Origin of the sequence: Bradyrhizobium sp. HKCCYLS3077 (genome assembly GCF_051167555.1) — a bacterium.
In the GTDB taxonomy this organism is placed as follows: domain Bacteria; phylum Pseudomonadota; class Alphaproteobacteria; order Rhizobiales; family Xanthobacteraceae; genus Bradyrhizobium.
In genome coordinates, this window is sequence record NZ_JBNPTH010000008.1 from 373,289 (window position 1) to 400,169 (window position 26,881).

Sequence of the window (26,881 nt, forward strand, 5' to 3'; positions counted from 1 at the left end):
GGGGCCACCCCCCTCCCTGCCCCTCCCCCACAAGGGGGGAGGGAACGGAAAGAGTGGGGCCGCCTTACGCCAACGGAAGTCGAGCTTGCATGACCCATCCCGGCGAACAGTTCTATCCCGAAGGCGTCCGCTGGGACGCGCCGATCGCGCGCGGCACCTTGCCGGATCTGCTGGCGAAGTCCGTGAGCGATTTCGGCGATCGCCATGCGCTGGAGTTTCGTGATCGACCGATCAGCTTCAATCAGCTCGCCGGCCACGTCGATCAGGCGGCCGCGGCGTTTCTCCGCGCCGGCTTCGGCAAGGGAGCCTCGATCGCGCTGTTCCTCAGCAACACGCCGGACCATCCGATCAATTTCTTCGGCGCGCTGAAAGCCGGCGCCCGGGTCGTGCATCTGTCGCCGCTCGACGGTGAGATCGCGCTGTCGCACAAGCTCAGCGACTCCGGCGCGCGCATCCTGGTGACGTCGAACCTGTCGGCGCTGCTGCCGATGGCGCTGAAGTTCCTGGCGAAGGGCCTGCTCGACCATTTGATCGTCTGCGAGGATGATGATTGGGGCAAGGTCCGCACGCCGCAGACGCCGCTGCCCGACAACCCCGCGATCACGACGCATCGTGCCTTCGTCGACGGCGCGGTGGCGCCCGCCGCCTGGCCTGACATCTCGCCCGACGACATCGCGTTGCTGCAATATACCGGCGGCACCACCGGCCTGCCCAAGGGCGCGATGCTGACGCATGGCAACCTCACCTCCGCGGTCTCGATCATCGAGATCTGGAGCCGCGCCACCCGGCCGCACCACGATGGCGCCGATCGCGTCATCTGCGTGCTGCCGCTGTTCCACATCTATGCGCTGAGCGTGGTGTTATTGACCGCGCTGCGCATCGGCACCCTGGTCTCGCTGCATCAGCGTTTCGACGTCGAGGCTGTCATGCGCGACATCGAGGTGAAGCGCGCGACCTATTTCCCGGGTGTGCCGACGATGTGGATCGCGATCGCCAACCTGCCCGATCTCGACAAACGCGACCTGTCGTCGCTGACCAGCGTCGGCTCCGGCGGCGCGCCGCTGCCGGTGGAGGTCGCGCGCATCCTGGAGCGGCGCGTCGGCATGAAGCTGAAGAGCGGCTGGGGCATGACCGAGACCTGCTCGCCCGGCACCAGCCATCCGAAGGAGGGGCCGGACAAGCCGGGCTCGATCGGCATCGCGCTGCCGGGCATCGAGATGGATGTCGTGTCGCTCGAAGACCCCTCCAAGGTGCTCGGGGTCAACGAGGTCGGCGAGATCCGCGTCAAGGGGCCGAACGTCACCAGCGGCTATTGGAACAGGCCGGAGGAATCGGCGCAGTCCTTCGTCGGCGATCATTTCCTGACCGGCGACATCGGCTATGTCGACGCCGACGGCTTCTACTTCCTGGTCGACCGCAAGAAGGACATGATCATCTCCGGCGGCTTCAACGTCTATCCGCAGATGATCGAGCAGGCGATCTACACCCATCCCGCCGTGCAGGAAGTGATCGTGATCGGCATTCCCGACGCCTATCGCGGCGAAGCCGCGAAGGCCTTCATCAAGCTGCGCGACGGCTTTGCGCCGTTCCCGGTCGAGGAGCTGCGCGACTTCCTGACCGGCAAGCTCGGCAAGCACGAATTGCCGGCGGCCGTCGAGTTCGTCGACGAACTGCCGCGCACGCCGGTCGGAAAATTGTCGCGTCACGAATTGCGCCAGCAGCAATCATCAACATCTCACAGCAAACAAGCGTAACAACAACAGGAGGTCGCCCATGACCGATGCCGTCATCGTTTCCACCGCCCGCACGCCGATCGGCAAGGCCTATCGCGGCGCGCTCAACGCCACCGGCGGCGCCACCTTGCTCGGTCACGCCATCGGCGAGGCCGTCAAGCGCGCCAAGATCGATCCGGCCGAGGTCGAGGACGTCGTGATGGGCGCGGCCCTGCAGCAGGGCTCGACCGGCGGCAACATCGCGCGCAAGGCGCTGCTTCGCGCCGGCCTGCCGGTGTCGGTCGGCGGCACCACCATCGATCGCCAGTGCGCCTCGGGCCTGCAGGCCATCGCGCTCGCGGCGCGCTCGGTGATCTTCGACGGCGTCGAGATCGCGGTCGGCGGCGGCGGCGAGTCGATCTCGCTGGTCCAGAACGACAAGATGAATGCCTTCCAGGCCACCGACCCGGCGCTGCTCGAGATCAAGGGCGACGTCTACATGCCGATGATCGACACCGCCGAGGTCGTCGCCAAGCGCTACGGCATCTCGCGCGAGCGCCAGGACGAATACGCGCTGGAGAGCCAGCGCCGCACCGCCGCCGCGCAGCAGGGCGGCAAGTTTAGCGAGGAGCTGGCGCCGATCTCGACCAAGATGGCGGTGACCGACAAGGCCACCGGCAACATCTCGTTCAAGGACATCACCCTGTCGCAGGACGAGGGCCCGCGTCCTGAGACGACCGCCGAAGGTCTCGCCGGGCTCAAGGCCGTGCGCGGCGACGGCTTCACCATCACCGCCGGCAATGCCAGCCAGCTGTCCGACGGCGCCTCGGCCTCGGTGATCATGAGCGACAAGGAAGCCGCCAAGCGCGGCCTGCAGCCGCTCGGTATCTTCCGCGGCTTCGTCGCGCATGGCTGCGAGCCCGACGAGATGGGCATCGGCCCGGTGTTCGCCGTGCCGCGCCTGCTGAAGCGCCATGGCCTCACGGTCGACGACATCGGCCTGTGGGAGCTGAACGAGGCGTTCGCGGTGCAGGTGCTGTATTGCCGCGACAAGCTCGGCATCGACCCCGACAAGATCAACGTCAATGGCGGCGCGATCTCGGTCGGCCATCCCTACGGCATGTCGGGCGCGCGCCTCACTGGCCACGCGCTGATCGAAGGCCGTCGCCGCAAGGCCAAATACGCCGTCGTCACCATGTGCGTCGGCGGCGGCATGGGCGCCGCCGGCCTGTTCGAGGTGCTGCAGTAAGTCTTCGTCATTCCGGGGCGCGCGGAGCGCGAGCCCGGAATCCATACTCACCATCGTGGTTATGGATTCCGGGTTCGCCTCTTCGAGGCGCCCCGGAATGACAGCTCGATTTGTCGATGGATAAACTAGACACGGGAGGATCCAATGGATCTTGCATTTACCAAGGAAGAGCAGGCGTTCCGCGAGGAAGTGCGGCAGTTCTTCAGGGACAACGTGCCCGCGGAGACGCGCCGGAAGATGGTCGAGGGCCGGCATCTGTCGAAGGACGAGATGGTGACCTGGTGGCGCATCCTCAACAAGAAGGGCTGGGGCGTCTCGCACTGGCCGACGGAATATGGTGGCACCGGCTGGAGCTCGGTGCAGCACTACATCTTCAACGAGGAGCTGCAGGCCTATCCGGCGCCGCAGCCGCTCGCCTTCGGCGTCAGCATGGTTGGCCCGGTCATCTACACCTTCGGCAATGAGGAGCAGAAGAAGAAGTACCTGCCGCGCATCGCCAATGTCGACGACTGGTGGTGCCAGGGCTTCTCCGAGCCGGGCTCGGGCTCCGACCTCGCCTCGCTCAAGACCAAGGCTGAACGTCGCGGCGACAAGTGGATCATCAACGGCCAGAAGACCTGGACGACGCTCGCCCAGCACGCCGACATGATCTTCTGCCTGTGCCGCACCGATCCCTCTGCCAAGAAGCAGATGGGCATCTCCTTCATCGTCTTCAGCATGAAGTCGAAGGGCGTCACGGTGCGACCGATCCAGACCATCGACGGCGGCCGCGAGGTCAACGAGGTGTTCTTCGACGACGTCGAGGTGCCCATCGAGAACCTGATCGGCGAGGAGAACAAGGGCTGGGACTACGCCAAGTTCCTGCTCGGCAATGAGCGCACGGGGATTGCCCGCGTCGGCGTCTCCAAGGAGCGCATCCGCCGCATCAAGGAGCTCGCCGCCAAGGTCGAAGCCGGCGGCCGTCCGGTGCTGGAGGATCCGTCGTTCCGCGAGAAGCTGACGGCCTGCGAGGTCGAGCTGAAGGCGCTGGAGCTGACCCAGCTGCGCGTCGTCGCCGACGAGGGCAAGCACGGCAAGGGCAAGCCCAACCCGGCGTCCTCGGTGCTGAAGATCAAGGGCTCCGAAATCCAGCAGACCACGACCGAACTGCTGATGGAAGTCATCGGCCCGTTCGCCGCGCCCTACGACGTCCATGGCGACGACGACAGCAACGAGACCATGGATTGGACCGCCCAGATCGCGCCGAGCTACTTCAACAACCGCAAGGTCTCGATCTACGGCGGCTCCAACGAGATCCAGCGCAACATCATCGCCAAGGCGGTGCTGGGGCTCTGACCTGTGAGCCGCAGCGCCTCGACAACGCACACCGTCATGGCCGGGCTTGACCCGGCCATCCACGCGCAGCCCCGGGCGGGCATGACGTGGATGCCCGCGACGAGCGCGGGCATGACGGAGAATGGGGATACTGGAGAGTCAACCAATGGATTTTGATCTCACCGAGGAGCAGCGTCTCCTCAAGGACAGCATCGACGGCCTGCTGGCGGATGCCTACGATTTCGACAAGCGCAAGCTGTACATGAAGGAGAAGGGCGGCTGGAGCCAGGCGATCTGGTCGAAGCTCGCCGAGCAGGGCCTGCTCGGCCTGCCGTTCTCGGAGGAAGACGGCGGCTTCGGCGCCGGCGGCGTCGAGACCATGATCGTGATGGAAGCAATGGGCCGCGCGCTGGTGCTCGAGCCCTATCTCGCGACCGTGGTGCTGTCGGGCGGCTTCCTCCGCCACGCCGGCTCGGCGGCGCAGAAGGCCGCCCATCTGCCGGGCATCATCGACGGCAGCAAGACCTTCGCCTTCGCCCAGCTCGAGAAGCAGTCGCGCTACGACCTGTTCGATGTTGCCACCTCGGCCAAGAAGAAGGGCGACGGCTGGGTCATCGACGGCGAGAAGTTCGTCGTGCTCAACGGCGAGAACGCCGACACGCTGATCGTCACCGCGCGCACCTCCGGCGGCCAGCGCGACAAGTCCGGCATCGGCGTGTTCATCGTGCCGGCCGACGCCAAGGGCGTCACCCGCAAGGGCTACCCGACCCAGGACGGCCTGTACGCCGCCGACATCACCTTCACCGGCGTCGAGGTCGGCGCTGACGCCGCGATCGGCGATCCCGCCAATGCGCTGCCGCTGATCGAGCGCGTCGTCGACGAGGCCCGCATCGCGCTGTGCGCGGAGGCGGTCGGCCTGATGGACGAGTCGCTCAAGACCACGGTCGAGTACATCAAGACCCGCAAGCAGTTCGGCGTCGCGATCGGCTCGTTCCAGTCGCTGCAGCACCGCGCGTCCGACATGTTCGTGGCGCTGGAGCAGGCCCGCTCGATGTCGATGTTCGCCACCATGGCCGCCGACTTCGACGACGCCAAGGAACGCGCCACCTCGATCGCCGCCGCGAAGGTGCAGATCGGCAAGTCCGGCAAGTTCGTCGGCCAGCAGTCGATCCAGCTGCACGGCGGCATCGGCATGACGATGGAGGCCAAGATCGGCCACTACTTCAAGCGCCTGTCGATGATCGAGCTGACCTTCGGCGACACCGACTACCACATGCGCCGCGTCAGCGAGGCCGGTGGGCTGATCTAACAGGATGCGTCGTTGCCGGGCTTGACCCGGCAACCCATCGCCTTCGAATGATGGATGCGCGGGTCAAGCCCGCGTATGACGATCTGAGGCTCTTCGGTGCCTACGCTGGCTTGGCTCCGATGCGGTTTGATTTTTGAGCCGTCATTGCGAGCGAAGCGAAGCAATCCAGGGCGTCATGCGTTGCCCTGGATTGCTTCGTCGCTTCGCTCCTCGCAATGACGCGGAGGAACGAGCCATGACCCCCAATCCCTTCAACCTTGCCGGCCAGGTCGCCGTGATCACCGGCTCGAGCCGCGGCATCGGCCGTGCCTCGGCTGAATTGCTCGCGCAACTCGGCGCCAAGGTCGTGATCTCCAGCCGCAAGGCCGACGCCTGCGAGGAGGTCGCGGCCGGCATCCGCGCCAATGGCGGCGATGCGCATGTGATTCCCTGCAACATCTCGCGCAGGCCTGAGGTCGACGCGCTGATCGATGGCGCCGTGAAGCATTACGGCCAGGTCGACATCCTCGTCTGCAACGCCGCGGTGAACCCGTATTACGGACCGCTGCTCGACATCACCGACGAGGCCTTCGACAAGATCATGGGCTCGAACGTCAAGAGCAACCTGTGGCTCTGCGCCAAGGCGATCCCGCCGATGGCCGCGCGCGGGAAAGGCTCGGTCGTGATCGTCTCCTCGATCGGCGGCCTGCGCGGCTCGACCGTGATCGGCGCCTACGGCATCTCCAAGGCCGCCGACTTCTCGCTGTGCCGCAGCCTCGCCGGCGAATGGGGCCCGCAGGGCGTGCGCGTCAATTGCGTTGCGCCGGGCCTGGTCAAGACTGATTTCGCCCGCGCGCTGTGGGAGGACGAAGCCCGGCTGAAGCAGCGCTGCGCCACCACGCCGCTGCGGCGCATCGGCGAGCCGCACGAGATCGCCGGCGCGGTCGCCTATCTCGCCTCGGATGCCTCGACCTTCATGACCGGCCAGACCATCGTGGTCGATGGCGGCGTCACGACGGCGGCGGTGTAGCCGCCGCCGCTCGAGCGCTAGCCCTTGACGAACTGCCGGTAGTCCGGCTCGCGGTGGAACCAGAACTCATAGCCGCTCACCGGCTTCTGCATCGCGACGTCGTGGATCGGCTGGTTCAGCGGCACCACCGGCACCTCGCGCATGCACAGCGTGATGAAGGCCTTCACCGTCGCCTCGTACTCCGCGGCGTCTTCGGTGAAGCGCGCCTTGTCGATCAGCGCGTCCATCTCCTTGCTCTGGTAGGACGAGATGTTGAAGATCGAATTGCGGCCGTGGAAATTCCAATAGAAGTAGTATTCGGGATAATCGAGCCAGCCTGAGAAGCGGTTGAGCGCCATCGGCAGCTCCTTCTTGTTCAAGGTCGTCCGCCAGTTTGCGCCCGGGATCTTGTCGATGGCCGCCTTGATGCCGATCTTGGCGAGGTTCTCCTGGATCAGGATCGCCGTGGGCTCGCCGACGGTGGCCGTGCCGGCATCCAGCGACAGCGTCGTCTCGAGTCCTTCCAGACCCGCCTCCTTCATCAGCGCCTTGGCCTTGTCGAGATCGGTGACGTAAGGGAAGGGCTGCGGCCACACCGGCTTGGTCGCCTCAGAAGCGCCGCCATACATCGGCACCGCGCGGCCGAAGAACGCGCTTGCCTGGATCTGCTCATAGGGCATCGCCCAGGCGATCGCCTGGCGTAGCTTGACATTGTCGAACGGCGGCTTCGCCGTATTCAGCGCCACGTACCACAGCGCGTTCGGGATCGGCACGCCCGTGACCTTGACCTTGCCTTCCTTGATGAGCTGATCGAAATCGCGCGGGGCGAAGCCGCTGGAGAGATCGGCATCGCCGCGCTCCAGCATCGCCCGCCGCGTGCCGGCCGAGGGAATGTCGCGCGCAATGATCCGCTTGATCTTCGGCAGCGGTCCGCACTTCCAATTGTCGAACCGGCTGAGAATGGTCTCGGTGCCGGCCTTCCAGCTCTCCACCTTGTAGGCGCCGCCGCCGGCCTCATTGTTCTTCAGCCAGGCCAGTGCCCATGGGTCTTCGGTCGTCGCGTTCTTCTTCGCGAGCTCCGAATTGATCACGAACGGCACGACCACCGCGACGTTGAACAGCAGCATCTTGTCCTTGCGGATGTAGTCGATGCGGAAGGTGTGGTCGTCGACGACGACGAACTGCTCCGGCTTCTCCAGCGATCCCGCCGACATCTGGAAGGTCGGGAAGCCGCCGACCGACACCGCGCGGTCGAACGACCATTTGACGTCCTTCGCCGTCACCGGCGTGCCGTCGTGGAAGGTCGCGTCCTTGCGCAGCTTGAAGGTGCAGGATAGGCCGTCGGCGGCGACCTCCCAGCTCTCGGCGAGCTCCGGCGCCAGCGTCGCGCGATCATAGGACGTGGTGCCGTCGGGCAGCGTCTTCGCCGCATAGCTCAGCAGCCGGTCGTAGCAGTTCCAGGCGAGTCCATTGACGGTCTGGTTCGAGCCGACGCCCTGCATGTCCAGCGAGTTCGGCCCGAGCTCCTGCACCACCAGCAGTGTCTCGGCGCGTCCCTGCGCCAGCGCGACGCGCGGGCCCAGCGCGCTCAGTCCCGCGGCGCCCAAGCCGCCAAGCATGACGTGCCGGCGCGTGATGTCGAAGTGCGAACTGCTCATTGGGCCCCCTGGCGTTTGCGCGATATTGACGTTGTGCAAGGCAAGGGGCGTGCCAGTGATGCCCGATGCCGACAGCCGATTGCTCCCGACATCGCGCGCCGCGTTTGCTAGACTCGCAGGCAAATCACAGAGGTGGGGAGGCGACGATGGCGGCAGAACTCGAAGGCAAGGTGGCTGCCGTCACCGGCGCGGCGTCGGGCATTGGGCTCGCCAGCAGCGAGGCGATGCTGGCGGCCGGCGCGCGCGTCGTGATGATCGATCGTGACGTTGCAGCGCTGGCGCGGCTGCACGAGCGTCACGGCGATGCCGTGATCCCGCTCGTCATCGACCTGCTCGACCCCGTCGATTGCGCTACGCTGCTGCCCCGGGTGCTGCAGTCCGCCGGCCGGCTCGACATCTTCCACGCCAATGCCGGCAGCTATCTCGGCGGCGACCTGGTCGACGCCCAGACGGACGCGATCGACCGTATGCTGACCCTCAACGTCAACGTCGTGATGAAGAACGTGCGCGACGTGCTCCCGCACATGATCGACCGCGGTGCCGGCGACATCATCGTCACCAGCTCGCTCGCCGCGCATTACCCGACGCCCTGGGAGCCGGTCTATGCCTCCTCGAAATGGGCGATCGACTGTTTCGTCCAGACCACGCGCCGCCAGGTCTTCAAGCATGGCATCCGCATCGGCGCGATCTCGCCGGGCCCGGTGGTGACGGCGCTGATCGCCGACTGGCCGGCGGAGAAACTGAAGGAGGCGCGCGAGTCCGGCAGCCTGCTGGAGCCCACGGAAGTCGCCGACGTGATCCTGTTCATGCTGACCCGCCCGCGCAACATGACCATCCGCGACGTCGTGATGCTGCCGACGAATTTCGATTTGTAGTCGCCTCTGATCAACGTCGGCGCGGCGCTCGCGGTGCACCTTGGCCCGCGTGCGGCAGGGTCATTGCATATGAGATGCTGGACTCTCGCGACGATCAATCCTGGCAATTAGTTGTTCCGTCATGCCCGGGCTTGTCCCGGGCATCCACGTCGTTCTCAGCATGCCGGACGACGTGGATGGCCGGACCTTCGCCGCGCCGAATCGGCTTCGGCCGCGCAGGCGGGACAGGCCCGGCCATCACGTCGCGGAGAGGGACGAGCACAAAACTGAGATCGTCTCATGCGATGACACTGCCGCATGCGGGAGAGCTCCGATTGCATCGACAGGCCGCGAGTGAGGGGGACTCTCCGCGGGCGCGGTTTCCGTAGAGGCCCCCCTCATCCCAACCTTCTCCCCGCACGCGGGGAGAAGGAGCTCACTGCCGTCGCGGCGAAGAGCTCGGATGCCAACGTAGTCGACAGAGTCTCAAAGCCCGCGGACCCGTAGCCCGCATGAGCGCAGAGACATGCGGGTTCATGTCAGTGTCTGCGGTCAGTCCTCGCTCCGTTGCGCGCGCTCGCGCCGTGGAGCGGCCTCTGCTCGTCGCTCAAAGCATCCGGGCTTGAGACTGGGAGGGCGCACGACGATGTCCTGCTGTCATGCGCGCAGGATAGGGCAGGAGCGCCGCGCAGCAAGGACCGAACCGGCCAGAATCAGGACCGGTTTGGACGCGCATTAGACCGCTTGTCAGGTCGGCTGAGCGCTACGTTCTGCGCGCGCCTTGATCGCGCGGAGCGTGCGCCGGCGGATCAGACCGCTCGCCAGCCGGATGACGATCCAGTACGGCAGGAACATCAGGAAAGAAGGCCAGTCCGGGCAGTGCACGCGCGTCTCGGTCACGAGCCGCGTCATCTCGCCGTCGGGCTCGACCATGAACGCCAGCACGAGCTTCGGTATTCGCGGGGCATTGAAGGCGATGAACTCGTCAGGCCCCGCGATCCGCACCAGGCCGAAATCGTTGCGCCAGAACTGCCCGATCAGCCCACCGACGATGGCGCGGTCGCCGTCGCGGCCGAGCGGCGCAAAGCTATTCAGGCTGAACGGCCGCGGCGCCGGATGCCGCGTCGGCGCAAGCGCGTGCATCAGCCGCGCCGGCAACTGCCGCAGAGTCATCGCGATCTCGGAGAAGCGGTCGCGCGGCGGCTCCCAGTTCTGGATGAGATCGAGCAGCTCACCGGGCGGGCAGCGGACGCGCGTCTCGTGCCGCTCGGAGAACTGATAGGTCGGGAGGAAGCTATCGATCAGAGACATGAGGGCCGCCCAATCTTCAGTCGGAGCTTAGACCGCGCAGATGCGCCCGCATACCCGCCATGCCCAAACTGCCCGTCGTGCCAGTTTGCCGCACGAATTCGCCTTGTGTCGTCGGGCAAATCACCTGCACATTTCCGCCCGTCCCTGCTCATCAACGAGGGGCGCTTCGCGGGTCGTCACGAGCGTTGAGCATGGGATGCGATGGCCGGATCGGAGTTGCGCTGCGCATTCGCGGGCGGACGAACAGCTTCGGTGCGGACGGAGAAGTCGCGTGGTCCTGGCCTCCCGACGCTGAGGTCAAGCCGCGCCGGCGCGAAAGCGCCGCGTGGTGATGGGGGCAAGACAGCCCGGTCCCCAGGGAGAGCGCGTATAATTCGTAAGCCCATCGCGCAGGGAGGGCCGGGTGTGTTCGGCCAGACCTGTGGTGACTGCCGCCTGCATTCTTTTTCGGCAGGCGGGCCACGGGCGCGGCCAGCGCCCGGCCTTCCCTGCGCCCTCGATCTCGAAGAGGGCGATTGAGCAGCAAAGCTCGGACGCAAGATGCGCCGCGAGGATGTGCTGTCATGGCCCGGATCACGGGCGCCGTCATTCTCCCGTCGTCGTCTCCGTCGCATGCCACGATCTGGAACTCCTGCTCACCGCGAGGTTTTGATTGGGGTGGCCTGGCTCATGCAATGTACGACAGGATCGACTCGGCCGCGCGCGCGGCCCTTCTCGTGACCAAAGGACTCATCAGCACATGACCACTCTTGCAGACCAGATCGTCGAGACGCTCGAGATCGTCGGCGTCAAGCGCATCTACGGCGTCGTCGGCGACAGCCTGAACGGGCTGACCGAGTCGCTGCGCGTTCGTCAGACCATCGACTGGGTGCATGTGCGCCATGAAGAGGCCGCGGCCTTCGCAGCGTCAGGTGAATCGCAGATCACCGGCCAACTCGCGGTGTGCGCCGGCTCCTGCGGTCCAGGCAATCTGCATCTCATCAACGGTCTCTACGATGCGCAGCGCAGCCGCACGCCGGTCCTGGCGATCGCCGCGCACATCCCGTCGAGCGAGATCGGCGGCGGCTATTTCCAGGAGACGCATCCGCAGAACCTGTTCCGCGAATGCAGCGTCTATTGCGAGCTGATCTCCGATCCCGCGCAGATGCCGTTCGTGCTGGACAATGCGATCCGTGCCGCACTCGGCGAGCGCGGCGTCGCCGTCATCGTCATTCCCGGCGACGTCGCGCTGAAGGCTGCGCCGAAGCGCGCGCTGCCGCCGGCGATTGGTCTCGTGCCGCCGAAGCCCGTGGTGCGCCCGGCCGAGCCGGAGCTCGATGCGCTGGCGGCGCTGCTCAATGGCGGCGAGCGCGTCACTTTGTTCTGCGGCCGCGGCTGCGCCGGCGCGCATGCCGAGCTGATGCAGCTCGCCGAGACCTTGAAGAGCCCGATCGTGCATGCGCTCGGCGGCAAGGAGCATGTCGAGTACGACAATCCCTACGATGTCGGCCTCACCGGCTTCATCGGCTTCTCCTCGGGCTATCACGCCATGCACAGCTGCGACACGCTGCTGATGCTCGGCACCGATTTTCCCTACAAGCAGTTCATTCCAACGGACATCAAGATCGCCCAGGTCGACATCAGGCCGAGCCAGCTCGGCCGCCGCGCGCGGCTCGATGTCGGCGTGGTCGGCGATGTCGGGGAGACGCTTTGCGCGTTGCTGCCGAAGCTCACGGCGAAGTCGGACCGCAGCCATCTCGACGAGAACCTCAAGCGCTACGCCTCGGCGCGCAAAGGGCTCGACGATCTCGCGGCCGGTACGCCCGGCCGCCGGCCGATCCATCCGCAATATCTGACGCGGGTCATCAGCGAGAGTGCCGCGGAGGATGCCGTCTTCACCTTTGACGTCGGCACACCGACGATCTGGGCTGCGCGCTACATCGCCATGAACGGCCGCCGCCGCCTGGTCGGCTCGCTGGTGCACGGCTCGATGGCCAATGCGATGTCGCAAGGCATCGGCATCCAGGCCGCACAGGCGGGGCGGCAGGTGATCTCCTTGTCCGGCGATGGCGGCTTCGCGATGCTGATGGGCGATCTCATCACGTTGAAGCAGATGAAGCTGCCGGTGAAGGTCGTGATCTACAACAACGGCACGCTCGGCTTCGTCGCGCTGGAGATGAAGGCGTCGGGCTTCGTCGAGCACGGCACCGATCTGGAGAACCCAAATTTCGCCGCGATGGCGCAGGCGATGGGCATCCACGGCTGCCGTGTCGAGGATCCCGGCGAGCTGCCGGGCGCGGTTGCCGACTGGCTCGCGCATGACGGTCCGTCCGTGCTCGATGTCGTCACCGCCAAGCAGGAGCTGTCGATGCCGCCGACCATCGGCCTCGAGCAGGTGAAAGGCTTCAGCGTCTGGCTGATCCGCGCCGTCATGAGCGGCCGCGGCGACGAGGTGATCGATCTGGCAAAGGAGAATTTGTTGCCGCGATGAGGGGAGATGGATTCGAAGGTGAGCGAGCAGGACTTGAGATACGGCGAGCTCGTGCAGCAGGCGATTGCGAACGGAGGCCAACCTGCTGCCCCACCCGCGCTGCTCCCCCTCTCCCGCTTGCGGGGGAGGGCCGGGGTGGGGGCGCCCCACCCACCGCCCTCGGAGCGGCCCCCACCCCAACCCTCCCCCGCAAGCGGGAGAGGGAGCGCACCGCGGGCGTGGCAAACGGCTCGGCTCACTCCGGCTCGATGGCTTGGCTGCGCTGGTGCCCCTCATGGTGAGGAGCGCCGCGTCCAAATCCAGGCTATTTCGACGGCTGCCAAGACGCGGCGCGTCTCGGACCATGAAGCCAGAGATGGTGCAGCTTGGAATGTGGAAAAAACAATGGTGCTGCCGGACAGGATTGAACTGTCGACCTCTCCCTTACCAAGGGAGTGCTCTACCACTGAGCTACGGCAGCAGGAACGCGACGGGGGCCGGCCCGAAGGCCGCGCCCGAACGCGGGCGGTTCTTGCCACAAGGTCCGGACATGCGCAAGCGCGGCTCGCCCGGTTTTCGGGGAAAGACGCAGATGCTTTTCGCCGAATCGGCGCGGCGGAGGCCCGAATCGATCCGAAACAGCCGGTTCAGGCCGGGATTCTCGCTCGTGGCCGCCGTAACAGGCGGAATGAACGTGGTGTCTCGGCAACTCCCCATCCGGGCAGGCGACGCAGCCGGCAGCGGAACTTACCGTCTGCGGCGCATCGCCTCTTGGCTTTCGCGTCCGCAACATCAATTGTGCCCTCGTGGCGAGCGCCGGTGCCTGGTGGGGAGATCTTCGCGTCTCGGGTCGTGCGCGTCCTCTCCCGCAAGCCGGGCGAGGCACGTGCTGCGCAAGCCGCGATAGCTCGCACGACAAGGCGCAGGGGAAGGGGATGACGGATCAGACCAGCAGGCCGGCGGCCAAGGGCGTGCGCGAGGAGCGGCTGAAGCAGGCGCTGCGCGAGAACCTGAAGCGGCGCAAGGCGCAGAGCCGGGAGCGGAGCCAGGCGGCTGTCGAGAAGGACAGGGGCGATGCCGCTCCTGTCGACAGCGCCGATGATTCGAAGCGGTGAGACGAGTGAAGCGGGGAGCGTGATGACGGCGACTGACGGGACGACGGCGACCGAAGCGGCACAGCGAGCGGAGCTGGCGAAAACCTTTGCCCGCTTCGAGCAGACTTTCCCGGAGCTGACACCGGCCGAGATCGCACGCCTGCGCGGCTTCGGCGAGATCCGCACCTATCGCGACGGCGACTGCCTGTTCGAGACCGGCAAGCCGGGGCCCGGCATGTTCGTCATCCTCAAGGGCCACGTCGCGATCACCCAGCGCGATGGCCTCGGCCATGTCACCCCGGTGATCGATCAGGGGCCTGGGCAGTTTCTTGCCGAGATCGCCCAGCTCTCGGGCCGCGTCGCATTGGTCGACGGCCATGCCGAGGGCGAGGTCGAGGTCATCCTGATTCCGCCGGACAAGCTGCGCGCGCTGCTGATCGCCGAGGCCGAACTCGGCGAGCGAATCATGCGCGCGCTGATCCTGCGCCGGGTGAATCTGCTTCAGGGCGGCGCTGGCGGCCCGGTCATGATCGGCCCGCCGCAATCGGCCGCGATCGCCCGGCTGCAGAGCTTTCTCACCCGCAACGGTTTTCCGCACCATCTGCTCGATCCCGCGGTCGATCACGACGCCGCCGACCTGATCGCGCGCTATTCGCCGACGCCGGCCGAGCTGCCGCTGGTCGTGGTGTCCGACGGCAGCGTGCTGCGCAATCCGAGCGAGACCGAGCTCGCGCGCGCCATCGGCATGATCGGCGGTCCGCGCGGCGAGAAGATCTACGACGTCGCCGTCGTCGGCTGCGGTCCGGCGGGGCTGGCCACCGCCGTGTACGGCGCCTCCGAGGGCCTGTCGGTGGCGGTACTCGATCAGCGCGCCTTCGGCGGCCAGGCCGGCGCCAGCGCGCGGATCGAGAACTACTTTGGTTTTCCCACCGGCATCACCGGCCTCGCGCTGACCGCGCGCGCCTTCAACCAGGCGCAGAAGTTCGGCGCCGAGATCATGATCCCGGTGTCGGTGACGGCGCTCGATTGCGAGCGCAGGAACGGCGCCTTCGTGCTGGCGCTCGAGGGCGGCGACGAGGTGCGGGCGCGCTCGATCGTCGTGGCCAGTGGCGCGCGCTATCGGCGTCCGGATCTCGCCCGTCTCAAGGAGTTCGAGGGCCGCGGCGTCTGGTACTGGGCCTCGCCGATCGAGGCGCGGCTGTGCGCGGGCCGTGAGGTCGCGCTGGTCGGCGGCGGCAACTCGGCCGGCCAGGCCGCGGTGTTTCTGTCGGGGCACGTCAAGAAGGTGCGGATGATCGTCCGCGGCGGCGGGCTCGCCGCGTCGATGTCGCGTTATTTGATCGAGCGCATCGAGGCGACGCCGAACATCGAGCTGCTGTTCAACACCGAGGTGGTCGCACTCGACGGCGGCGCCGAGACCGGGCTGGAGCGCATCACGTTGAAGAGCCGGCTGTCGGGCGAGGAGACGCCGGCCGAGATCAGCAACCTGTTTCTGTTCGTCGGCGCCGACCCGGCGACCGGCTGGCTAGGCGATTGCGGCGTGACGCTTGACCGTGCCGGCTTCGTCGTGACGGGGGCGCAATCGGAGCAGAACGCCGGGCGCACGGTGTCGCCGCTGGAGACCTCGGTACCCGGCGTCTTTGCCGTCGGTGATGTCCGGTCCGGCTCGGTCAAGCGGGTCGGCGGCGCGATCGGCGAGGGCGCCCAGGTGGTGGCGGCGCTGCACGGCTTTCTCGCCGATCCCCTGGTGCCGCCGGTCTGATCGCCGAGAGCACGGTCAGGGGATGACGAGCTGCATGATGCGACCTGCCGTTGCGAACTCATCAAATCGCCGTAATGTCGGTCCTGTTGCGCCCATCTCAGCCCGATTTCCCGGCCAGCTCCCATAGGACCAGCATGGATCGCATTCGCATCGTCGGCGGCAAACCGCTTCACGGCATCATCCCGATTTCGGGCGCGAAGAACGCTGCCCTGCCGCTGATGATCGCGGGCCTGCTGACGCCGGAGACGCTGATCCTCGACAACGTCCCCCGCCTGGCCGACGTCGCGCAGCTGCAGCGCATTCTCGGCAATCACGGCGTGGATATCATGTCCGTCGGGAAGCGCCCGGGCGATGGCCAGTACCAGGGCCAGACCCTGCAGATCTCGGCGGCCAACATCATCGACACCACCGCGCCGTACGAGCTGGTGTCGCGGATGCGCGCCAGCTTCTGGGTGATCGCGCCGCTGCTCGCGCGCATGCACGAGGCGCGGGTGTCCTTGCCCGGCGGCTGCGCCATCGGCACGCGGCCGGTGGATCTTCTGATCATGGCGCTCGAGAAGCTCGGCGCCAGCATCGAGATCGACGCCGGCTATGTCGTCGCCAAGGCCCCGGGCGGCCTGCGCGGCGGCACGATCGATTTTCCCAAGGTCACCGTCGGCGGCACCCATGTCGCGGTCATGGCTGCGGCGCTCGCCAGGGGTACGACAATCATCACCAACGCGGCCTGCGAGCCGGAGATCACCGATCTCGCCGACTGCCTCAACAAGATGGGCGCGCGCATCACCGGCGCTGGCACGCCTGTGATCGAGATCGAGGGCGTGGCGTCTCTGCACGGCGCGCGGCATACGGTGCTGCCTGACCGTATCGAAGCCGGCACCTACGCGATCGCCACCGCGATGACCGGCGGCGATGTCCATCTCGCCGGCGCGCGGCCGGAGCTGCTGCAATCGGCGCTCGATGTGCTGGCCGAGGCGGGCGCCGAGATCTCCAGCGACGCCGAGGGCATCCGCGTCGTCCGCAACGGCCACGGCATCCGCCCGGTGCAGGTCACCACCGCGCCGTTTCCCGGCTTCCCCACCGATCTCCAGGCCCAGCTGATGGCGCTGATGGTGCGGGCGCAGGGCGCATCCGCCATCACCGAGACCATCTTCGAGAACCGTTTCATGCACGTCCAGGAACTGGCCCGCTTCGGCGCGCGTATCAGTCTGGACGGCGAGACTGCGCGGATCGAGGGCATCTCGACCCTGCGCGGCGCGCCCGTGATGGCCACCGATCTGCGCGCCTCGGTCTCGCTGGTGATTGCCGGGCTCGCGGCGGAGGGCGAGACCATGATCAACCGCGTCTATCATCTCGATCGCGGCTTCGAGCGGCTGGAGGACAAGCTGCAGGCCTGCGGCGCGACGATCGAGCGCATCCGCGAGTGAGGTTGAAGGAATGATGTCGTGACCGACCGGCTCAAACTGATCGCGCTCGATACCGACGATCTCGCCGTGATCTCCGCCCATGTGCAGGATGCGCGGGTGCAGCCGGCCGACATCATCTGGCGCCAGGCCGAGAAGCGGCTGGTCATCGGCATGAACCGGCTCGACTGGGACCAGGCCTTGCACGGCGAGGCCGAACCTCGCCGCCTGCTTGCCGCCTTGCGCTTCGACCGCGTGCTCGCCTGCAAGTCGCGCCGCATCGACCTCGCCGCGCCCGATGCCGCGCTGGAGCTGATCGGCATCGAATTCCATCCGGGCACCGAAGCGCCCGCCGGCAGCGCGCTTCTGCTGTTCTCCCATGGCGGCGCGCTGCGGCTCGATGTCGAATGCCTGGAATGCGAGCTGACCGATCTCGGTGCCGACGATCTCGGCACCTCCGACGACGTGCCGCCGCTGACCGGGTAGGGGCCGGTTCAAAGGGTTGACGGCCCCGCGCTGCCGCGCCATTGAGCAGGGGGTCTGGGGCAGCCACCCCTTCGGAAAGTGCCAGAGATGCCCATTCGCCTGTCCCGCGCTCACGCCGATTTCGACACCCAGTTTCGGCAGTTTCTCGCCGCCAAGCGCGAGACCTCCGCCGACGTCGAAGCCGCCGCCCGCGCCATCGTCGACGACGTCGCCAGGCGCGGCGATGCGGCGCTGCTCGAGGCGACGGCCAAGTTCGACCGGCTGGAGCTGACCGCCGCCACGCTGCGCGTCACGCCAGATGAAATCCAAGCCGCGGTGAAGGCCTGCGACACGGCAACCGTCGATGCACTCAAGTTCGCCCGCGACCGCATCGAGGCGTTCCACCTCAAGCAGCTTCCGCAGGACCAGCGCTTCACCGATGCCGCCGGCGTCGAGCTTGGCTGGCGCTGGAGCGCGATCGAATCGGCCGGTCTCTATGTGCCCGGTGGCACCGCGGCGTATCCGTCCTCGGTGCTGATGAACGCCATTCCCGCCAAGGTCGCCGGTGTCGGCCGGCTCGTGATGGTGGTGCCGGCGCCGGACGGCAAGCTCAACCCGCTGGTGCTGGCCGCGGCCCATCTCGGCGGCGTCTCCGAGATCTACCGCGTCGGCGGCGCCCAGGCCGTGGCCGCGCTGGCGCATGGCACCGCGACCATCGCGCCCGTCGCCAAGATCGTCGGCCCCGGCAATGCCTATGTCGCCGCCGCCAAGCGGCTGGTGTTCGGCAAGGTCGGCATCGACATGATCGCCGGCCCGTCCGAGGTGCTGGTGATCGCCGATGACAGCGGCAATGCCGACTGGATCGCCGCCGATTTGCTCGCCCAGGCCGAGCACGATGCCAGCGCGCAATCGATTTTGATCACCGACAGCCGCCGCCTCGCCGACGACGTCGCTCGCGCCGTCGAGGGCCAGCTCAAGACGCTCCCCCGCGCGGAAATCGCCGGCGCGTCCTGGGCCGATTTCGGCGCCATCATCGAGGTCGACAACCTCGACCAGGCCGTGCCGCTGGCGGATGCCATCGCCGCCGAGCATCTCGAAATCATGACCGCCGATCCCGATGCGTTCGCGGCCCGTGTCCGCAATGCCGGTGCCATCTTCCTTGGCGCGCACACGCCGGAGGCGATCGGCGACTATGTCGGCGGCTCCAATCACGTGCTGCCGACCGCGCGCTCGGCGCGGTTCTCCTCCGGGCTCGGCGTGCTCGACTTCATGAAGCGCACGTCGCTGTTGAAATGCGGTCCGGACCAGTTGCGCGCGCTGGGGCCAGCGGCGATGACTCTGGGCAAGGCCGAGGGTCTCGACGCCCATTCACGCTCCGTGGGAATACGCCTCAATCTGCCATGACCCAGCACCCGCCAGGCGACGACCGGACCAATCGCATCGTGGCGGTGACGCTCGACGAGGAGTCGATCGGCCGCTCCGGTCCGGACATCGAGCATGAGCGGGCGATCGCGATCTACGACCTCGTCGAGGAGAACCTGTTCGCGCCCGAGGGCGCCGACGGCGCCGGTCCCTTCACCCTGCATCTCGGCATTACCGCCAACCGGCTGATGTTCGACATCCGCCGCGAGGACGGCACCCCTGTCGTCACGCATCTGCTGTCGCTGTCGCCGTTCCGGCGGATCGTGAAGGACTATTTCATGATCTGCGACAGCTACTACCAGGCGATCCGCACCGCGACGCCCGACAAGATCGAGGCGATCGACATGGGCCGCCGCGGCATCCATGACGAGGGCTCGCGTACTTTGCAGGAGCGGCTCAAGGGCAAGGTGCGGGTCGATTTCGAGACCTCGCGCCGGCTGTTCACCCTCATCACGGTGCTGCACTGGAAGGGCGAGGGCCAGTGACGCCGCGCGCTCCTCTCCGCGCGTCCTGCCGTCCGGCCAAGGGCGCCTAGCCGCATGGCCGAGGGGCCGCCGCGCGCGCGCCAGCCGCAGGCGGTGCTGTTCGCCTGCGGGCAGAACAGCGTGCGCTCGCCGATGGCCGAAAGCCTGCTGCGCCAGATGTTTCCGCACGCGCTCTACGTCCGCTCCGCCGGCGTCAAGAAGGGCGAGCTCGACCCGTTCGCCGTCTCCGTGATGGCCGAGCTCGGCCAGGACATCTCGCAGCACAAGCCCACCACCTTCGAGGAGCTCGAGGACTGGGAGGGCCTGAACTTCGACCTCATCATCACGCTCTCTCCGGAAGCGCACCACAAGGCCCTCGAACTGACCCGCACCATCGCCGCCGACGTCGAATATTGGCCGACGCCCGATCCCACCACCACCGACGGCAACCGCGAGCAGAAGCTGTCGGCCTATCGCGAGGTCCTCGACGGCCTGTTCACGCGCATCCGCAAGCGCTTCGCCAAGCCCGGTCCGGCAGGTCTGTAGTTCCAAGTTCCCCCGCAAGGTGTCATCGAACCGAAATACCAACGTCGTCCCGTGCTCAAACGAAGCGCTTAGAGCAGGCCTGTCGCAGCTTGTCGCACCCTTCGGGTTGTGGAATGACAGCCCTTCCGATAGGTTCCGCGCGCACGCCCCGCCGCTTCCGAATCCCCTAGCGAAATCAGCATGCTCGGCCGTCCCAAAATCGTTCTTGCATCCGGTTCGCCGCGGCGTCTGGCGCTGCTCAACCAGGCCGGCATCGAGCCCGACGCGCTGCGCCCCGCCGACGTCGACGAGACGCCGAAGCGCGGCGAGCTGCCGCGCGCCTGCGCCAACCGCCTGGCGCGCGCCAAGGCCGATGCGGCGCTGAAATCCGTCCAGCTCGACGACGAGCTGCGCGGCGCCTTCATCATCTCCGCCGACACCGTCGTGGCGGTCGGGCGCCGCATCCTGCCCAAGGCCAATCTGGTCGACGAGGCCTCGCAGTGCCTGCGCCTGCTGTCGGGCCGCAACCACCGCGTCTATACCGCGATCACCCTGGTGACGCCGAAGGAGGCGTTCCGCCAGCGCCTGGTCGAGACCCGCGTCCGCTTCAAGCGGCTCAGCGAGGACGACATCCAGGCCTATATCGGCTCCGGCGAATGGCGCGGGAAGGCCGGCGGCTACGCCGTGCAGGGCATCGCCGGCTCGTTCGTGGTCAAGATGGTCGGCTCCTACACCAACGTCGTCGGCCTGCCGCTGTACGAGACCACGACCCTGCTCGCCGGCGAGGGCTTTCCGATCCGCTTCGGCTGGCTCAACACCGTCGGGGTGTAATCGCCCGACGGGGATGCATCCGGCGGCCTCGTCGCCTAAATAGCGGCCATGTCCGACGAATCGCCTCAACCGAACACCGCCGCCGCGGCCAAACCCATCCGCCGCTGCCCGATCTGCAACCGCCCCGCCGCGGACGCCTCGCGCCCGTTCTGCTCGTCGCGCTGCCGCGACGTCGACCTCAATCGCTGGCTCAGCGGCTCCTATGTCATCCCGGCCACCGAGGGCGACGAGGACGACGTCGAATAAACCAGTATTTTCATGTCCTTGCGCCGATGGCGCCAGCTCGCCGGGCGGTGTTTCGGCAACAGCTGCGCAGCTGCAAAAGGAATGTGAAAACTTCCGCGAACAGCGGTAGACAGCGCCGCCCGCTCTGACTATAAACCGCCGGCTCGCCGGGCTTTTTTGGCCCGAAAGAGACCTGCCCAGGTAGCTCAGTTGGTAGAGCATGCGACTGAAAATCGCAGTGTCGGTGGTTCGATTCCGCCCCTGGGCACCACGCTTCGCCCTGCGGGCTACGCGTGGCGCAGCCGCGGTAGCCCGCAGGGCGAAGCGTGCCCGGCGTAGCCTCTTGGCGAAGCCGGGCGTTTGAGCCCGCCAAGTGCCAGCTTCAGCCCCGCTCCCTGATCTCCTGATCAACCCTGTCAAACAGCCTGCTGCGATCAGCAGCCGTCGCTCGCGCCCATGCGCCCGCAACCTCGCGGCTGAATCAGCCCGAGCTCTGCTGCGGATGGCGTCCTCATCGATTGAGAGGGCGCAGGGAAGGCCGAGTGCCGACTGGCACCCGCGGCCCCCGTGCGAAACAGAGTGCACGGGGCAGGAACCACAGGCTCAGCCGGAAACAACCCGGCCTTCCCTGCGCGATGGTTTGAACGGCTGCTCCGCGCTCTCCCAGGGGACCGGGCTTGCTTGCCCCCGTCATCGGCATCGTCGCCGACCAAGACACCAGCGTCGGGGTGTCGGGACCACACGGCTTGACCGTCCGCATGACGACGTTCGTCCGCACCCGCAAATGAGATGCTGCGTCGCCCCACGGCCACCACTCCCCGCCGCAACGTCCCGTGACGATCGCGATACGCCCCTCTCAGTGCGGGCGGGATGGCGGGAAATGTGGCGGTGATTTGCCCGACGGCGCAAGGGGAATCAGCACGACGGGCAGTTTGTGCAGGGGTGGATGCTCTGGCTGACGACATGTGAGTTGGTAGAAGCAGCGCGGGCAACTCAGAGACCTCGCGATTGTTTGACCTATGTATCATTAGGAAGCTGCGCTATCTAAATGCCGCAGCTGACCTCGGCGACTTGCGATCGCCGCCCGGCAATCGGCTGGAGGCGCTAACGGGAAATCGCCAGCGGCAGCACTCCATCCGCATTAACGATCAGTTTCGGGACTGCTTCACCTGGACGGCCGACGACCCGGCGAACGTCGAGATCATCGATTATCACTGAAAGGCGCTGCAATGACCAAGAAGTTGAAGCCGATGCATCCCGGTGAAGTCCTGTGGGAGGAGTTTCTCACCCCGCTTGGGATGTCCGCCGGCGCGCTCGCCAAGGTGTGCGGCCTGCCGCGAACGCGGATCGAGCGGATCGCCAGCGAGCAGGCCGGCACCACCGCCAACACCGCGCTCCGGCTCGCCAAGGCGCTCGACACGACGCCCAAGCTTTCGCTCAGCCTGCAAACGGACTACGACGTCCAGATGACGAAACCCAGTTTCGGTAGGGTTTTCGATCGGATCGAGACGGTGAACAAACCGCGGGCGGCGTGACCGGGCCGCGGCCGCAGAGCGGGCCCCCGTCGACGGTTAGGCGGTCGGAAGTTATATGCACTGTCACCCTAACACGGTATTCCACACATCATTAGCGCAGTAAACTTTCGGCTTTGATGATCTTGCCCTGAAGCCTCGCCCAATCCGCTGGCTTATCTTCGCGATCGATATTTGCGAGGGCAGCGCGATACATCGATATGGCTTTGCGCACAGCCTTCTTGTCGGCAGCGTTCATCCGCAAGAGCTGATCACCCTCACGCTCTTTTTCCGCATCGAGGACTTCCAGTGTGTTTGAGAAATCCTTCGTCGGATTTGCTGATGCACTCACAGCTATCTGTGCGGCCGTGGTGTCTTCTTTTCGTGGTGGGACCAACGCTACCTGGGATCTGACGGCTGCTGCGCGAGCCGACGTCGACGGAAGTCCATCCTTGCGGCTTCCTTTAGGCGGTGGCGCGGTTGTGGCTGCCAAAGCTGTTTCGGGTGGACGTCGGGCTGTCGTCGGAATTCTCAAGGCAGCCTTGGCGTCATCTGAAGGATCGCTATCACCATCGCCTTGGATCAGTTGCGCCACGCCAGTTCGCCTGCTGGCCATCGCTATACGATCTCGATGAGCGGAGTCGGGCATGCTCATTAGAAGCGGCAGCCGATCGCCCTTCTTTAAAACAGTTTCGTCCGGAACCAAATTCTGTCGTGTAAGGGGATCAAATTCAGGAAGTGTTCCAGTGGTTGGCGGGAGCTCTCGCATCCGCGATACGAGGAACGAATATGTTGCTGCGAACGCAGTTCCTAAAGATCCAATACCGAGTGCTACGACAGTATAGACAATCGCGCGTGAGACGAACCATCGCCCCGGCTGTCGCCGGAACTCTATAAGAGGAATTTCTCTCCATTGCTCTAAGAAGATCATTTCTTACCTCGAAAGATCTTCACCGCATCCCAAATACCGAAGCCGCCAAAGACTGCGATTAGCCCAAGATCTACTGCGCCAAAAACGTATCTGAGAGGAAGAACATCGAAGAATTTAGGGTCCTCTTGTCCCCAGAGCCAATGAATAAGTTGCTCGATGCCAAACACACTAGAAATTGCAATTGCGCACAGGAAAATATGGCAAACTAACGTGAGGGCGACCGTAAATGTTGTTATCAATATCCTCGGAATTTCAGAAAAAGCATCGTAAGCGTCTGAGGTCATGGAGTTGATTCCAACGCCGCCGTGTGGCGAGTATTCCCAGCTAATCAACTACAGGAATAGCGCTTGGGCACAAGGAAAAACTATCTTCGGACTTCGGGCGGATGTTAGGCCCACATATTCGGGTGCATCGATACCGCGAGACCAGCCAGTCGCTTCGCGTTTGATGGCCCCAGATAGGCTCAGCGCGTCGTGCCTACTCATTTTCGGAATTACAAGAATTACGCTGACAGTGCTGCGTCACCGTAAGCTCCTGCATTCAGGCGGTTCGTCGCGAAAGCCTTCCTGGTCTAGACAGGCAAGAAAATGTTTCTCCGCGTTGCGAGTGTGATCAACCGCGCGGGCACAAAGCAGTTGTGCATTCATATAGGCATTACACCGATGAAGCGTCGCCATCCAGGCCGGAGGCTTCGATGCAGAGTGCGGCACCTGCCGTTTTGCTTTTGGAGGCGCAGACGGCGGTGCGAGCATGAGGGGGGGCTTGCGTTGAAAGTGTTGTGCCGCGTCCCCGGCGGTCATACTGCCGACGGCAATCGCGCCGGCGAGCAACAAGATGGGGAGACATTTCATGATCGGCTCCCGGCGCGAGGAATCGCCCCGCGTTGCGCGGCCTTGTCCTTACAGTCCGCCGTGATGCGAAGGATGGTGAGGGCGCCCGGCTGATCGGATTTGGCTGCGGCGTAGACGGCATACTCGACACAATAATTGTGAAGGTCCTGCTCGATGAGCGCGGTGGGAGCTTGCGCCGCGGTCGGCAGCAGCATCGAGCTGATGCTGATCAGCGTCACGCCGAACAGACTAGCAACGTCGGCGATACGTGAAAGTATCTTAAAGAAGACTTCTGATTTTTGGGCGGCCATGCGTGCCTCCTGGCAACAGCCCTGTCACTGGGCGCTGTCACAGGCTCGCACCTCTTTCCTAAAGGGTGGTTAACTTAGTAAAGTTAGCTTCCTTTGAGCCGGAAGCAAAGCTCCTACTGTTAGGTGTCCGGAAATCTATTTCTTGAGGCGCTGGTACCGGATCTGCCAAGCCCGCCGGCGGTCGCGGCGGCTCCGGGGAGGCAGATCATCAAGGCCGGCAAGCGTGTCCGTCGGTCCAACGTCCTCCAGCAGGCGTTTAATGGTGACCGATTTGCCCGGCAGATCGAAATCATCTGGCCAGCCATACTTGGATTTGTAGGTCCAAAGCGCCTGACGTAGCTTCGCATCTCTGATCTGGTCCATGGTTAGGCCCTTCCCGTAGGTGGGGTAGTGGCGCCTGACCCAGTCGCAGGGGGATATCTTCCTCAAGTTGCGACCGCGGTCGGCCCAAAGCGGAATGTTCTCGAAGGGCTCTCCCGCCAGCTTCTCGATTTTTTTGTTCGCCGCCTCGTAAATCTTCGCCAGCAACGCAATACGCTTATAGGTTGGAATGTCCTTCGCCTCTGAAATTTCTTCCAGAAACCTGAGCGCGCCCGCGAATGCAGCCGTGGCAAATTCCTGCCTTGCGTGTCCTTCTTCTCGAAAATGGCTTTCGAGAATTTCGATGAGTTCGTGAACGTAATTGGTAGCAACCTTGCCGCCCTGCTTGTCTGCGCGCAATTTTTTGCCGGACTTCATCATGGTTGCGGCGCTCGTAGGCGAGTGTCTTTGGGAGCCTGGAATCAAACGAGCCCGCCTCTCTAGTGAGACGGACTCGACGCAAAAACGCCCATGATTCGGCAAGGAAAGAGTCCTTGATTCAGGCTGGAGTGTCAATGAGTTATGAGTACCCTCGCACAGAGGCTAAGTTCCATGGAATGCTGTTGAATTTTAGCGGCGCTCGCCTTTTTGGTTGAGCCACCAGATGAATGGACGGCGCCCGGGGGGGGCGGGCCGCGACCGAACGAGATAAAAAATCAACTTTAGTCTGGCGAGTTATTCCCGCCAAAGTGGATGTCTTCTCGAGGCGCGAGGTCCGCCGCCCGGCAATGGGTCGCGAGCAGGTTGCGGTAGAGCCCATAATCGTCATCGCCGTGTGGGCGTGGTGCCTCATGCCCAATCACGTGCATCTGATCCTGGTGCCGTCGGATGCCGACGGCCTGCGCCGAGCCCTGGCGCGCGTGCATCGTACCTACGCCGGCATCGTCCAGGCGCGCCGCAAGCGCAGCGGCCATTTCTGGCAGGGGCGGTTCGGCGCCGTGGCGATGGACGAGGCGCATCTCGCCGCAGCGTTGCGCTATGTCAGCCTCAAGCCGGTGCGGGCGCGGCTGGTCACCCGCGCCCAGGACTGGGCGTGGTCGAGCACGCGCGCGCATCTGCGCGGGCGCGACGACGGCGTCAACGCGCGCGAGCCGGTGAAGGCGATGGTCCCGGACATCGCGGGGCTCCTGGGCGGCAGGCTGGACGACGAGGAGGCTCTGTTCGCCCGCCTGCGCGCCGCCGAGAGCATCGGACGGCCGATCGGCAGCGACCGCTTCCTCAGCCGCATCGAGAAGATGACCGGTCGCCTGCTCAAGCCAGCCAAGCGCGGGCCGAAGCCGGCGGAGGAGGATGAGCGGGAACGGACTTCAAGGTCGCTGAGTTAAGTGCACTGTCACCGTAATTTTTTTCGGTGTGACCGCTCTCACAGCCCGCCGCGCTATGGTGCGTCAATGTCGTCCCATGTGGTCCTGACACTCCGAACGAGGGAGCTGATGACATGGGTTGGGGTGACTTCGCCAAGGGATCCGTGGTCGTCCTGGTGGTGACCGTGGCGGGATATCTGTCGACAACCTATGTCGACCACCGGTTTGCAGCGCGCGAGGCCGCCGCGCATGCGACGGCGAGTTCGCCGCCGGCGTCCTCCGCCTGCGTCGATGAACAGGGTCGATGGCACAATTGGCCGTGGGCGAATGTGCCGATGCTTTCTCCGCCGTGCCGGAGCGGCGGCTAGAACGTGATGTGTTCCACGGGATCGTATCATGGCAGCGCCGCGCATGTGCCTGATGCCGCGGCGCCTCCTGGGAGGTCAACGGCTCTGCCGCCGTTCCCCTTGAGGGTAGTGCGATCGCAGATGGAGATCGTAGTTTTGTGCCCGTCTCTCTCCGCGTCGTCATGCCCGGGCTTGTCCCACGGCTGTCCGGCAGGATTCCTGCTTCATGCGGCTTCCTTCATTGGGGGGCGAAGT

Annotated in this window: 25 protein-coding genes, 2 tRNA genes and 1 pseudogene; 21 read left to right on the top strand and 7 right to left on the bottom strand. The window is 65.6% G+C overall.

Annotated elements, in window-relative coordinates:
- The first annotated feature begins 89 nt into the window (after positions 1-89).
- The 5 genes from pimA (at position 90) to ACQR0Z_RS30140 (ending at position 6,593) form a co-directional block, all read left to right on the top strand.
- Positions 90-1,754 carry a dicarboxylate--CoA ligase PimA gene (gene pimA, locus ACQR0Z_RS30120; RefSeq protein WP_434921021.1) on the top strand — a complete coding sequence of 555 codons (1,665 nt, stop codon included), beginning with the start codon at positions 90-92 and terminating at the stop codon, positions 1,752-1,754.
- A 19-nt stretch (positions 1,755-1,773) separates the two neighbouring features.
- Positions 1,774-2,961: an acetyl-CoA C-acyltransferase gene (locus tag ACQR0Z_RS30125; protein WP_434878937.1), complete on the top strand. Its 1,188-nt coding sequence runs from the start codon at positions 1,774-1,776 to the stop codon at positions 2,959-2,961.
- Between the two features lie 144 nt (positions 2,962-3,105).
- Positions 3,106-4,296, top strand: a complete 1,191-nt coding sequence (gene pimC / locus ACQR0Z_RS30130) for a pimeloyl-CoA dehydrogenase large subunit (RefSeq protein ID WP_434921022.1) — start codon at positions 3,106-3,108, stop codon at positions 4,294-4,296.
- A 145-nt stretch (positions 4,297-4,441) separates the two neighbouring features.
- Entirely contained in the window at positions 4,442-5,584 is a 1,143-nt protein-coding gene (gene pimD / locus ACQR0Z_RS30135; protein WP_434921023.1) for a pimeloyl-CoA dehydrogenase small subunit, read from the top strand.
- Positions 5,585-5,819: 235 nt separating this feature from the next.
- Positions 5,820-6,593 carry an SDR family NAD(P)-dependent oxidoreductase gene (locus ACQR0Z_RS30140; protein ID WP_434878934.1) on the top strand — a complete coding sequence of 258 codons (774 nt, stop codon included), beginning with the start codon at positions 5,820-5,822 and terminating at the stop codon, positions 6,591-6,593.
- 17 nt (positions 6,594-6,610) lie between these two features.
- Here ACQR0Z_RS30140 and ACQR0Z_RS30145 read toward each other — a convergent pair whose 3' ends face one another.
- Entirely contained in the window at positions 6,611-8,230 is a 1,620-nt protein-coding gene (locus ACQR0Z_RS30145) for an ABC transporter substrate-binding protein (protein ID WP_434921024.1), read from the bottom strand.
- A 146-nt stretch (positions 8,231-8,376) separates the two neighbouring features.
- Between ACQR0Z_RS30145 and ACQR0Z_RS30150 the strand changes: the two genes are divergently transcribed.
- Entirely contained in the window at positions 8,377-9,105 is a 729-nt protein-coding gene (locus ACQR0Z_RS30150) for an SDR family oxidoreductase (RefSeq protein ID WP_434921025.1), read from the top strand.
- 726 nt (positions 9,106-9,831) lie between these two features.
- Here the strand turns inward: ACQR0Z_RS30150 and ACQR0Z_RS30155 are convergent.
- Positions 9,832-10,395 (bottom strand): hypothetical protein, encoded by a 564-nt coding sequence (locus ACQR0Z_RS30155; RefSeq protein ID WP_434921026.1) that lies wholly within the window; start codon positions 10,393-10,395, stop codon positions 9,832-9,834.
- A gap of 739 nt (positions 10,396-11,134) precedes the next feature.
- Here ACQR0Z_RS30155 and poxB point away from each other — a divergent pair.
- Entirely contained in the window at positions 11,135-12,865 is a 1,731-nt protein-coding gene (poxB, locus tag ACQR0Z_RS30160; RefSeq protein ID WP_434878930.1) for a ubiquinone-dependent pyruvate dehydrogenase, read from the top strand.
- A 385-nt stretch (positions 12,866-13,250) separates the two neighbouring features.
- On the opposite strand, the gene ACQR0Z_RS30165 is transcribed toward poxB, so the two are convergent.
- A tRNA-Thr gene (locus ACQR0Z_RS30165) sits at positions 13,251-13,325 on the bottom strand.
- 454 nt (positions 13,326-13,779) lie between these two features.
- Here ACQR0Z_RS30165 and ACQR0Z_RS30170 point away from each other — a divergent pair.
- The 12 genes and pseudogenes from ACQR0Z_RS30170 (at position 13,780) to ACQR0Z_RS30225 (ending at position 22,567) form a co-directional block, all read left to right on the top strand.
- A complete protein-coding gene (locus tag ACQR0Z_RS30170) occupies positions 13,780-13,959 on the top strand; it encodes a hypothetical protein (protein WP_434921027.1) in 180 nt (59 codons plus the stop codon).
- A 22-nt stretch (positions 13,960-13,981) separates the two neighbouring features.
- Positions 13,982-15,700 carry an FAD-dependent oxidoreductase gene (locus tag ACQR0Z_RS30175; RefSeq protein ID WP_434921028.1) on the top strand — a complete coding sequence of 573 codons (1,719 nt, stop codon included), beginning with the start codon at positions 13,982-13,984 and terminating at the stop codon, positions 15,698-15,700.
- 134 nt (positions 15,701-15,834) lie between these two features.
- Positions 15,835-17,124 (top strand): UDP-N-acetylglucosamine 1-carboxyvinyltransferase, encoded by a 1,290-nt coding sequence (gene murA / locus ACQR0Z_RS30180; RefSeq protein WP_434859694.1) that lies wholly within the window; start codon positions 15,835-15,837, stop codon positions 17,122-17,124.
- Positions 17,125-17,142: 18 nt separating this feature from the next.
- The gene (locus tag ACQR0Z_RS30185; RefSeq protein ID WP_434921029.1) at positions 17,143-17,586 is read left to right on the top strand and encodes a DUF2948 family protein; all 444 of its coding nucleotides are present in this window, start codon (positions 17,143-17,145) and stop codon (positions 17,584-17,586) included.
- Positions 17,587-17,673: 87 nt separating this feature from the next.
- On the top strand, positions 17,674-18,969 hold the full coding sequence (gene hisD / locus ACQR0Z_RS30190; RefSeq protein ID WP_434921030.1) for a histidinol dehydrogenase: 1,296 nt from the start codon (positions 17,674-17,676) through the stop codon (positions 18,967-18,969).
- On the top strand, positions 18,966-19,472 hold the full coding sequence (locus ACQR0Z_RS30195; protein ID WP_015663966.1) for a UPF0262 family protein: 507 nt from the start codon (positions 18,966-18,968) through the stop codon (positions 19,470-19,472). The genes hisD and ACQR0Z_RS30195 overlap by 4 nt, the downstream gene beginning before the upstream one ends.
- A gap of 54 nt (positions 19,473-19,526) precedes the next feature.
- Positions 19,527-19,997 carry a low molecular weight phosphatase family protein gene (locus tag ACQR0Z_RS30200; RefSeq protein WP_434859697.1) on the top strand — a complete coding sequence of 157 codons (471 nt, stop codon included), beginning with the start codon at positions 19,527-19,529 and terminating at the stop codon, positions 19,995-19,997.
- Between the two features lie 180 nt (positions 19,998-20,177).
- Complete coding sequence (locus tag ACQR0Z_RS30205; protein ID WP_006613056.1) at positions 20,178-20,807, top strand: Maf-like protein; 630 nt, start codon at positions 20,178-20,180, stop codon at positions 20,805-20,807.
- A 48-nt stretch (positions 20,808-20,855) separates the two neighbouring features.
- Complete coding sequence (gene yacG, locus ACQR0Z_RS30210) at positions 20,856-21,053, top strand: DNA gyrase inhibitor YacG (protein WP_434859698.1); 198 nt, start codon at positions 20,856-20,858, stop codon at positions 21,051-21,053.
- A 174-nt stretch (positions 21,054-21,227) separates the two neighbouring features.
- Positions 21,228-21,303, top strand: a tRNA-Phe gene (locus ACQR0Z_RS30215).
- A 755-nt stretch (positions 21,304-22,058) separates the two neighbouring features.
- A pseudogene (locus tag ACQR0Z_RS30220) lies at positions 22,059-22,250 on the top strand (type II toxin-antitoxin system RelE/ParE family toxin); the annotation flags it as partial.
- Positions 22,251-22,261: 11 nt separating this feature from the next.
- Complete coding sequence (locus tag ACQR0Z_RS30225; protein WP_434921031.1) at positions 22,262-22,567, top strand: HigA family addiction module antitoxin; 306 nt, start codon at positions 22,262-22,264, stop codon at positions 22,565-22,567.
- Between the two features lie 91 nt (positions 22,568-22,658).
- On the opposite strand, the gene ACQR0Z_RS30230 is transcribed toward ACQR0Z_RS30225, so the two are convergent.
- The 4 genes from ACQR0Z_RS30230 to ACQR0Z_RS30245 form a co-directional block, all read right to left on the bottom strand.
- Positions 22,659-23,474, bottom strand: coding sequence for a hypothetical protein (locus ACQR0Z_RS30230; RefSeq protein WP_434921032.1), 816 nt, complete (start codon positions 23,472-23,474; stop codon positions 22,659-22,661).
- Entirely contained in the window at positions 23,471-23,758 is a 288-nt protein-coding gene (locus ACQR0Z_RS30235; RefSeq protein ID WP_434921033.1) for a hypothetical protein, read from the bottom strand. Before ACQR0Z_RS30235 ends, ACQR0Z_RS30230 begins: the two co-directional genes overlap by 4 nt.
- 563 nt (positions 23,759-24,321) lie before the next feature.
- Positions 24,322-24,615 carry a hypothetical protein gene (locus tag ACQR0Z_RS30240; RefSeq protein WP_434921034.1) on the bottom strand — a complete coding sequence of 98 codons (294 nt, stop codon included), beginning with the start codon at positions 24,613-24,615 and terminating at the stop codon, positions 24,322-24,324.
- Positions 24,616-24,750: 135 nt separating this feature from the next.
- Complete coding sequence (locus ACQR0Z_RS30245; protein ID WP_434921035.1) at positions 24,751-25,356, bottom strand: hypothetical protein; 606 nt, start codon at positions 25,354-25,356, stop codon at positions 24,751-24,753.
- 347 nt (positions 25,357-25,703) lie between these two features.
- On the opposite strand from ACQR0Z_RS30245, the gene ACQR0Z_RS30250 reads away from it, so the two are divergent.
- Both ACQR0Z_RS30250 and ACQR0Z_RS30255 read left to right on the top strand, forming a co-directional pair.
- Positions 25,704-26,300 (top strand): transposase, encoded by a 597-nt coding sequence (locus ACQR0Z_RS30250; RefSeq protein ID WP_434921036.1) that lies wholly within the window; start codon positions 25,704-25,706, stop codon positions 26,298-26,300.
- Between the two features lie 113 nt (positions 26,301-26,413).
- Positions 26,414-26,647: a hypothetical protein gene (locus ACQR0Z_RS30255; RefSeq protein ID WP_434921037.1), complete on the top strand. Its 234-nt coding sequence runs from the start codon at positions 26,414-26,416 to the stop codon at positions 26,645-26,647.
- Positions 26,648-26,881 lie beyond the last annotated feature (234 nt).

Excerpts from the sequence above, each read along its gene's own strand:
- pimA (WP_434921021.1), top strand. The coding sequence starts at position 90 with ATGACCCATCCCGGCGAACAGTTCTATCCCGAAGGCGTCCGCTGGGAC.
- ACQR0Z_RS30125 (WP_434878937.1), top strand. The coding sequence starts at position 1,774 with ATGACCGATGCCGTCATCGTTTCCACCGCCCGCACGCCGATCGGCAAG.
- pimC (WP_434921022.1), top strand. The coding sequence starts at position 3,106 with ATGGATCTTGCATTTACCAAGGAAGAGCAGGCGTTCCGCGAGGAAGTG.
- pimD (WP_434921023.1), top strand. The coding sequence starts at position 4,442 with ATGGATTTTGATCTCACCGAGGAGCAGCGTCTCCTCAAGGACAGCATC.
- ACQR0Z_RS30140 (WP_434878934.1), top strand. The coding sequence starts at position 5,820 with ATGACCCCCAATCCCTTCAACCTTGCCGGCCAGGTCGCCGTGATCACC.
- ACQR0Z_RS30145 (WP_434921024.1), bottom strand. The coding sequence starts at position 8,230 with ATGAGCAGTTCGCACTTCGACATCACGCGCCGGCACGTCATGCTTGGC.
- ACQR0Z_RS30150 (WP_434921025.1), top strand. The coding sequence starts at position 8,377 with ATGGCGGCAGAACTCGAAGGCAAGGTGGCTGCCGTCACCGGCGCGGCG.
- ACQR0Z_RS30155 (WP_434921026.1), bottom strand. The coding sequence starts at position 10,395 with ATGTCTCTGATCGATAGCTTCCTCCCGACCTATCAGTTCTCCGAGCGG.
- poxB (WP_434878930.1), top strand. The coding sequence starts at position 11,135 with ATGACCACTCTTGCAGACCAGATCGTCGAGACGCTCGAGATCGTCGGC.
- ACQR0Z_RS30170 (WP_434921027.1), top strand. The coding sequence starts at position 13,780 with ATGACGGATCAGACCAGCAGGCCGGCGGCCAAGGGCGTGCGCGAGGAG.
- ACQR0Z_RS30175 (WP_434921028.1), top strand. The coding sequence starts at position 13,982 with ATGACGGCGACTGACGGGACGACGGCGACCGAAGCGGCACAGCGAGCG.
- murA (WP_434859694.1), top strand. The coding sequence starts at position 15,835 with ATGGATCGCATTCGCATCGTCGGCGGCAAACCGCTTCACGGCATCATC.
- hisD (WP_434921030.1), top strand. The coding sequence starts at position 17,674 with ATGCCCATTCGCCTGTCCCGCGCTCACGCCGATTTCGACACCCAGTTT.
- ACQR0Z_RS30195 (WP_015663966.1), top strand. The coding sequence starts at position 18,966 with ATGACCCAGCACCCGCCAGGCGACGACCGGACCAATCGCATCGTGGCG.
- ACQR0Z_RS30200 (WP_434859697.1), top strand. The coding sequence starts at position 19,527 with ATGGCCGAGGGGCCGCCGCGCGCGCGCCAGCCGCAGGCGGTGCTGTTC.
- ACQR0Z_RS30205 (WP_006613056.1), top strand. The coding sequence starts at position 20,178 with ATGCTCGGCCGTCCCAAAATCGTTCTTGCATCCGGTTCGCCGCGGCGT.
- yacG (WP_434859698.1), top strand. The coding sequence starts at position 20,856 with ATGTCCGACGAATCGCCTCAACCGAACACCGCCGCCGCGGCCAAACCC.
- ACQR0Z_RS30225 (WP_434921031.1), top strand. The coding sequence starts at position 22,262 with ATGACCAAGAAGTTGAAGCCGATGCATCCCGGTGAAGTCCTGTGGGAG.
- ACQR0Z_RS30230 (WP_434921032.1), bottom strand. The coding sequence starts at position 23,474 with ATGATCTTCTTAGAGCAATGGAGAGAAATTCCTCTTATAGAGTTCCGG.
- ACQR0Z_RS30235 (WP_434921033.1), bottom strand. The coding sequence starts at position 23,758 with ATGACCTCAGACGCTTACGATGCTTTTTCTGAAATTCCGAGGATATTG.
- ACQR0Z_RS30240 (WP_434921034.1), bottom strand. The coding sequence starts at position 24,615 with ATGGCCGCCCAAAAATCAGAAGTCTTCTTTAAGATACTTTCACGTATC.
- ACQR0Z_RS30245 (WP_434921035.1), bottom strand. The coding sequence starts at position 25,356 with ATGATGAAGTCCGGCAAAAAATTGCGCGCAGACAAGCAGGGCGGCAAG.
- ACQR0Z_RS30250 (WP_434921036.1), top strand. The coding sequence starts at position 25,704 with ATGGGTCGCGAGCAGGTTGCGGTAGAGCCCATAATCGTCATCGCCGTG.
- ACQR0Z_RS30255 (WP_434921037.1), top strand. The coding sequence starts at position 26,414 with ATGGGTTGGGGTGACTTCGCCAAGGGATCCGTGGTCGTCCTGGTGGTG.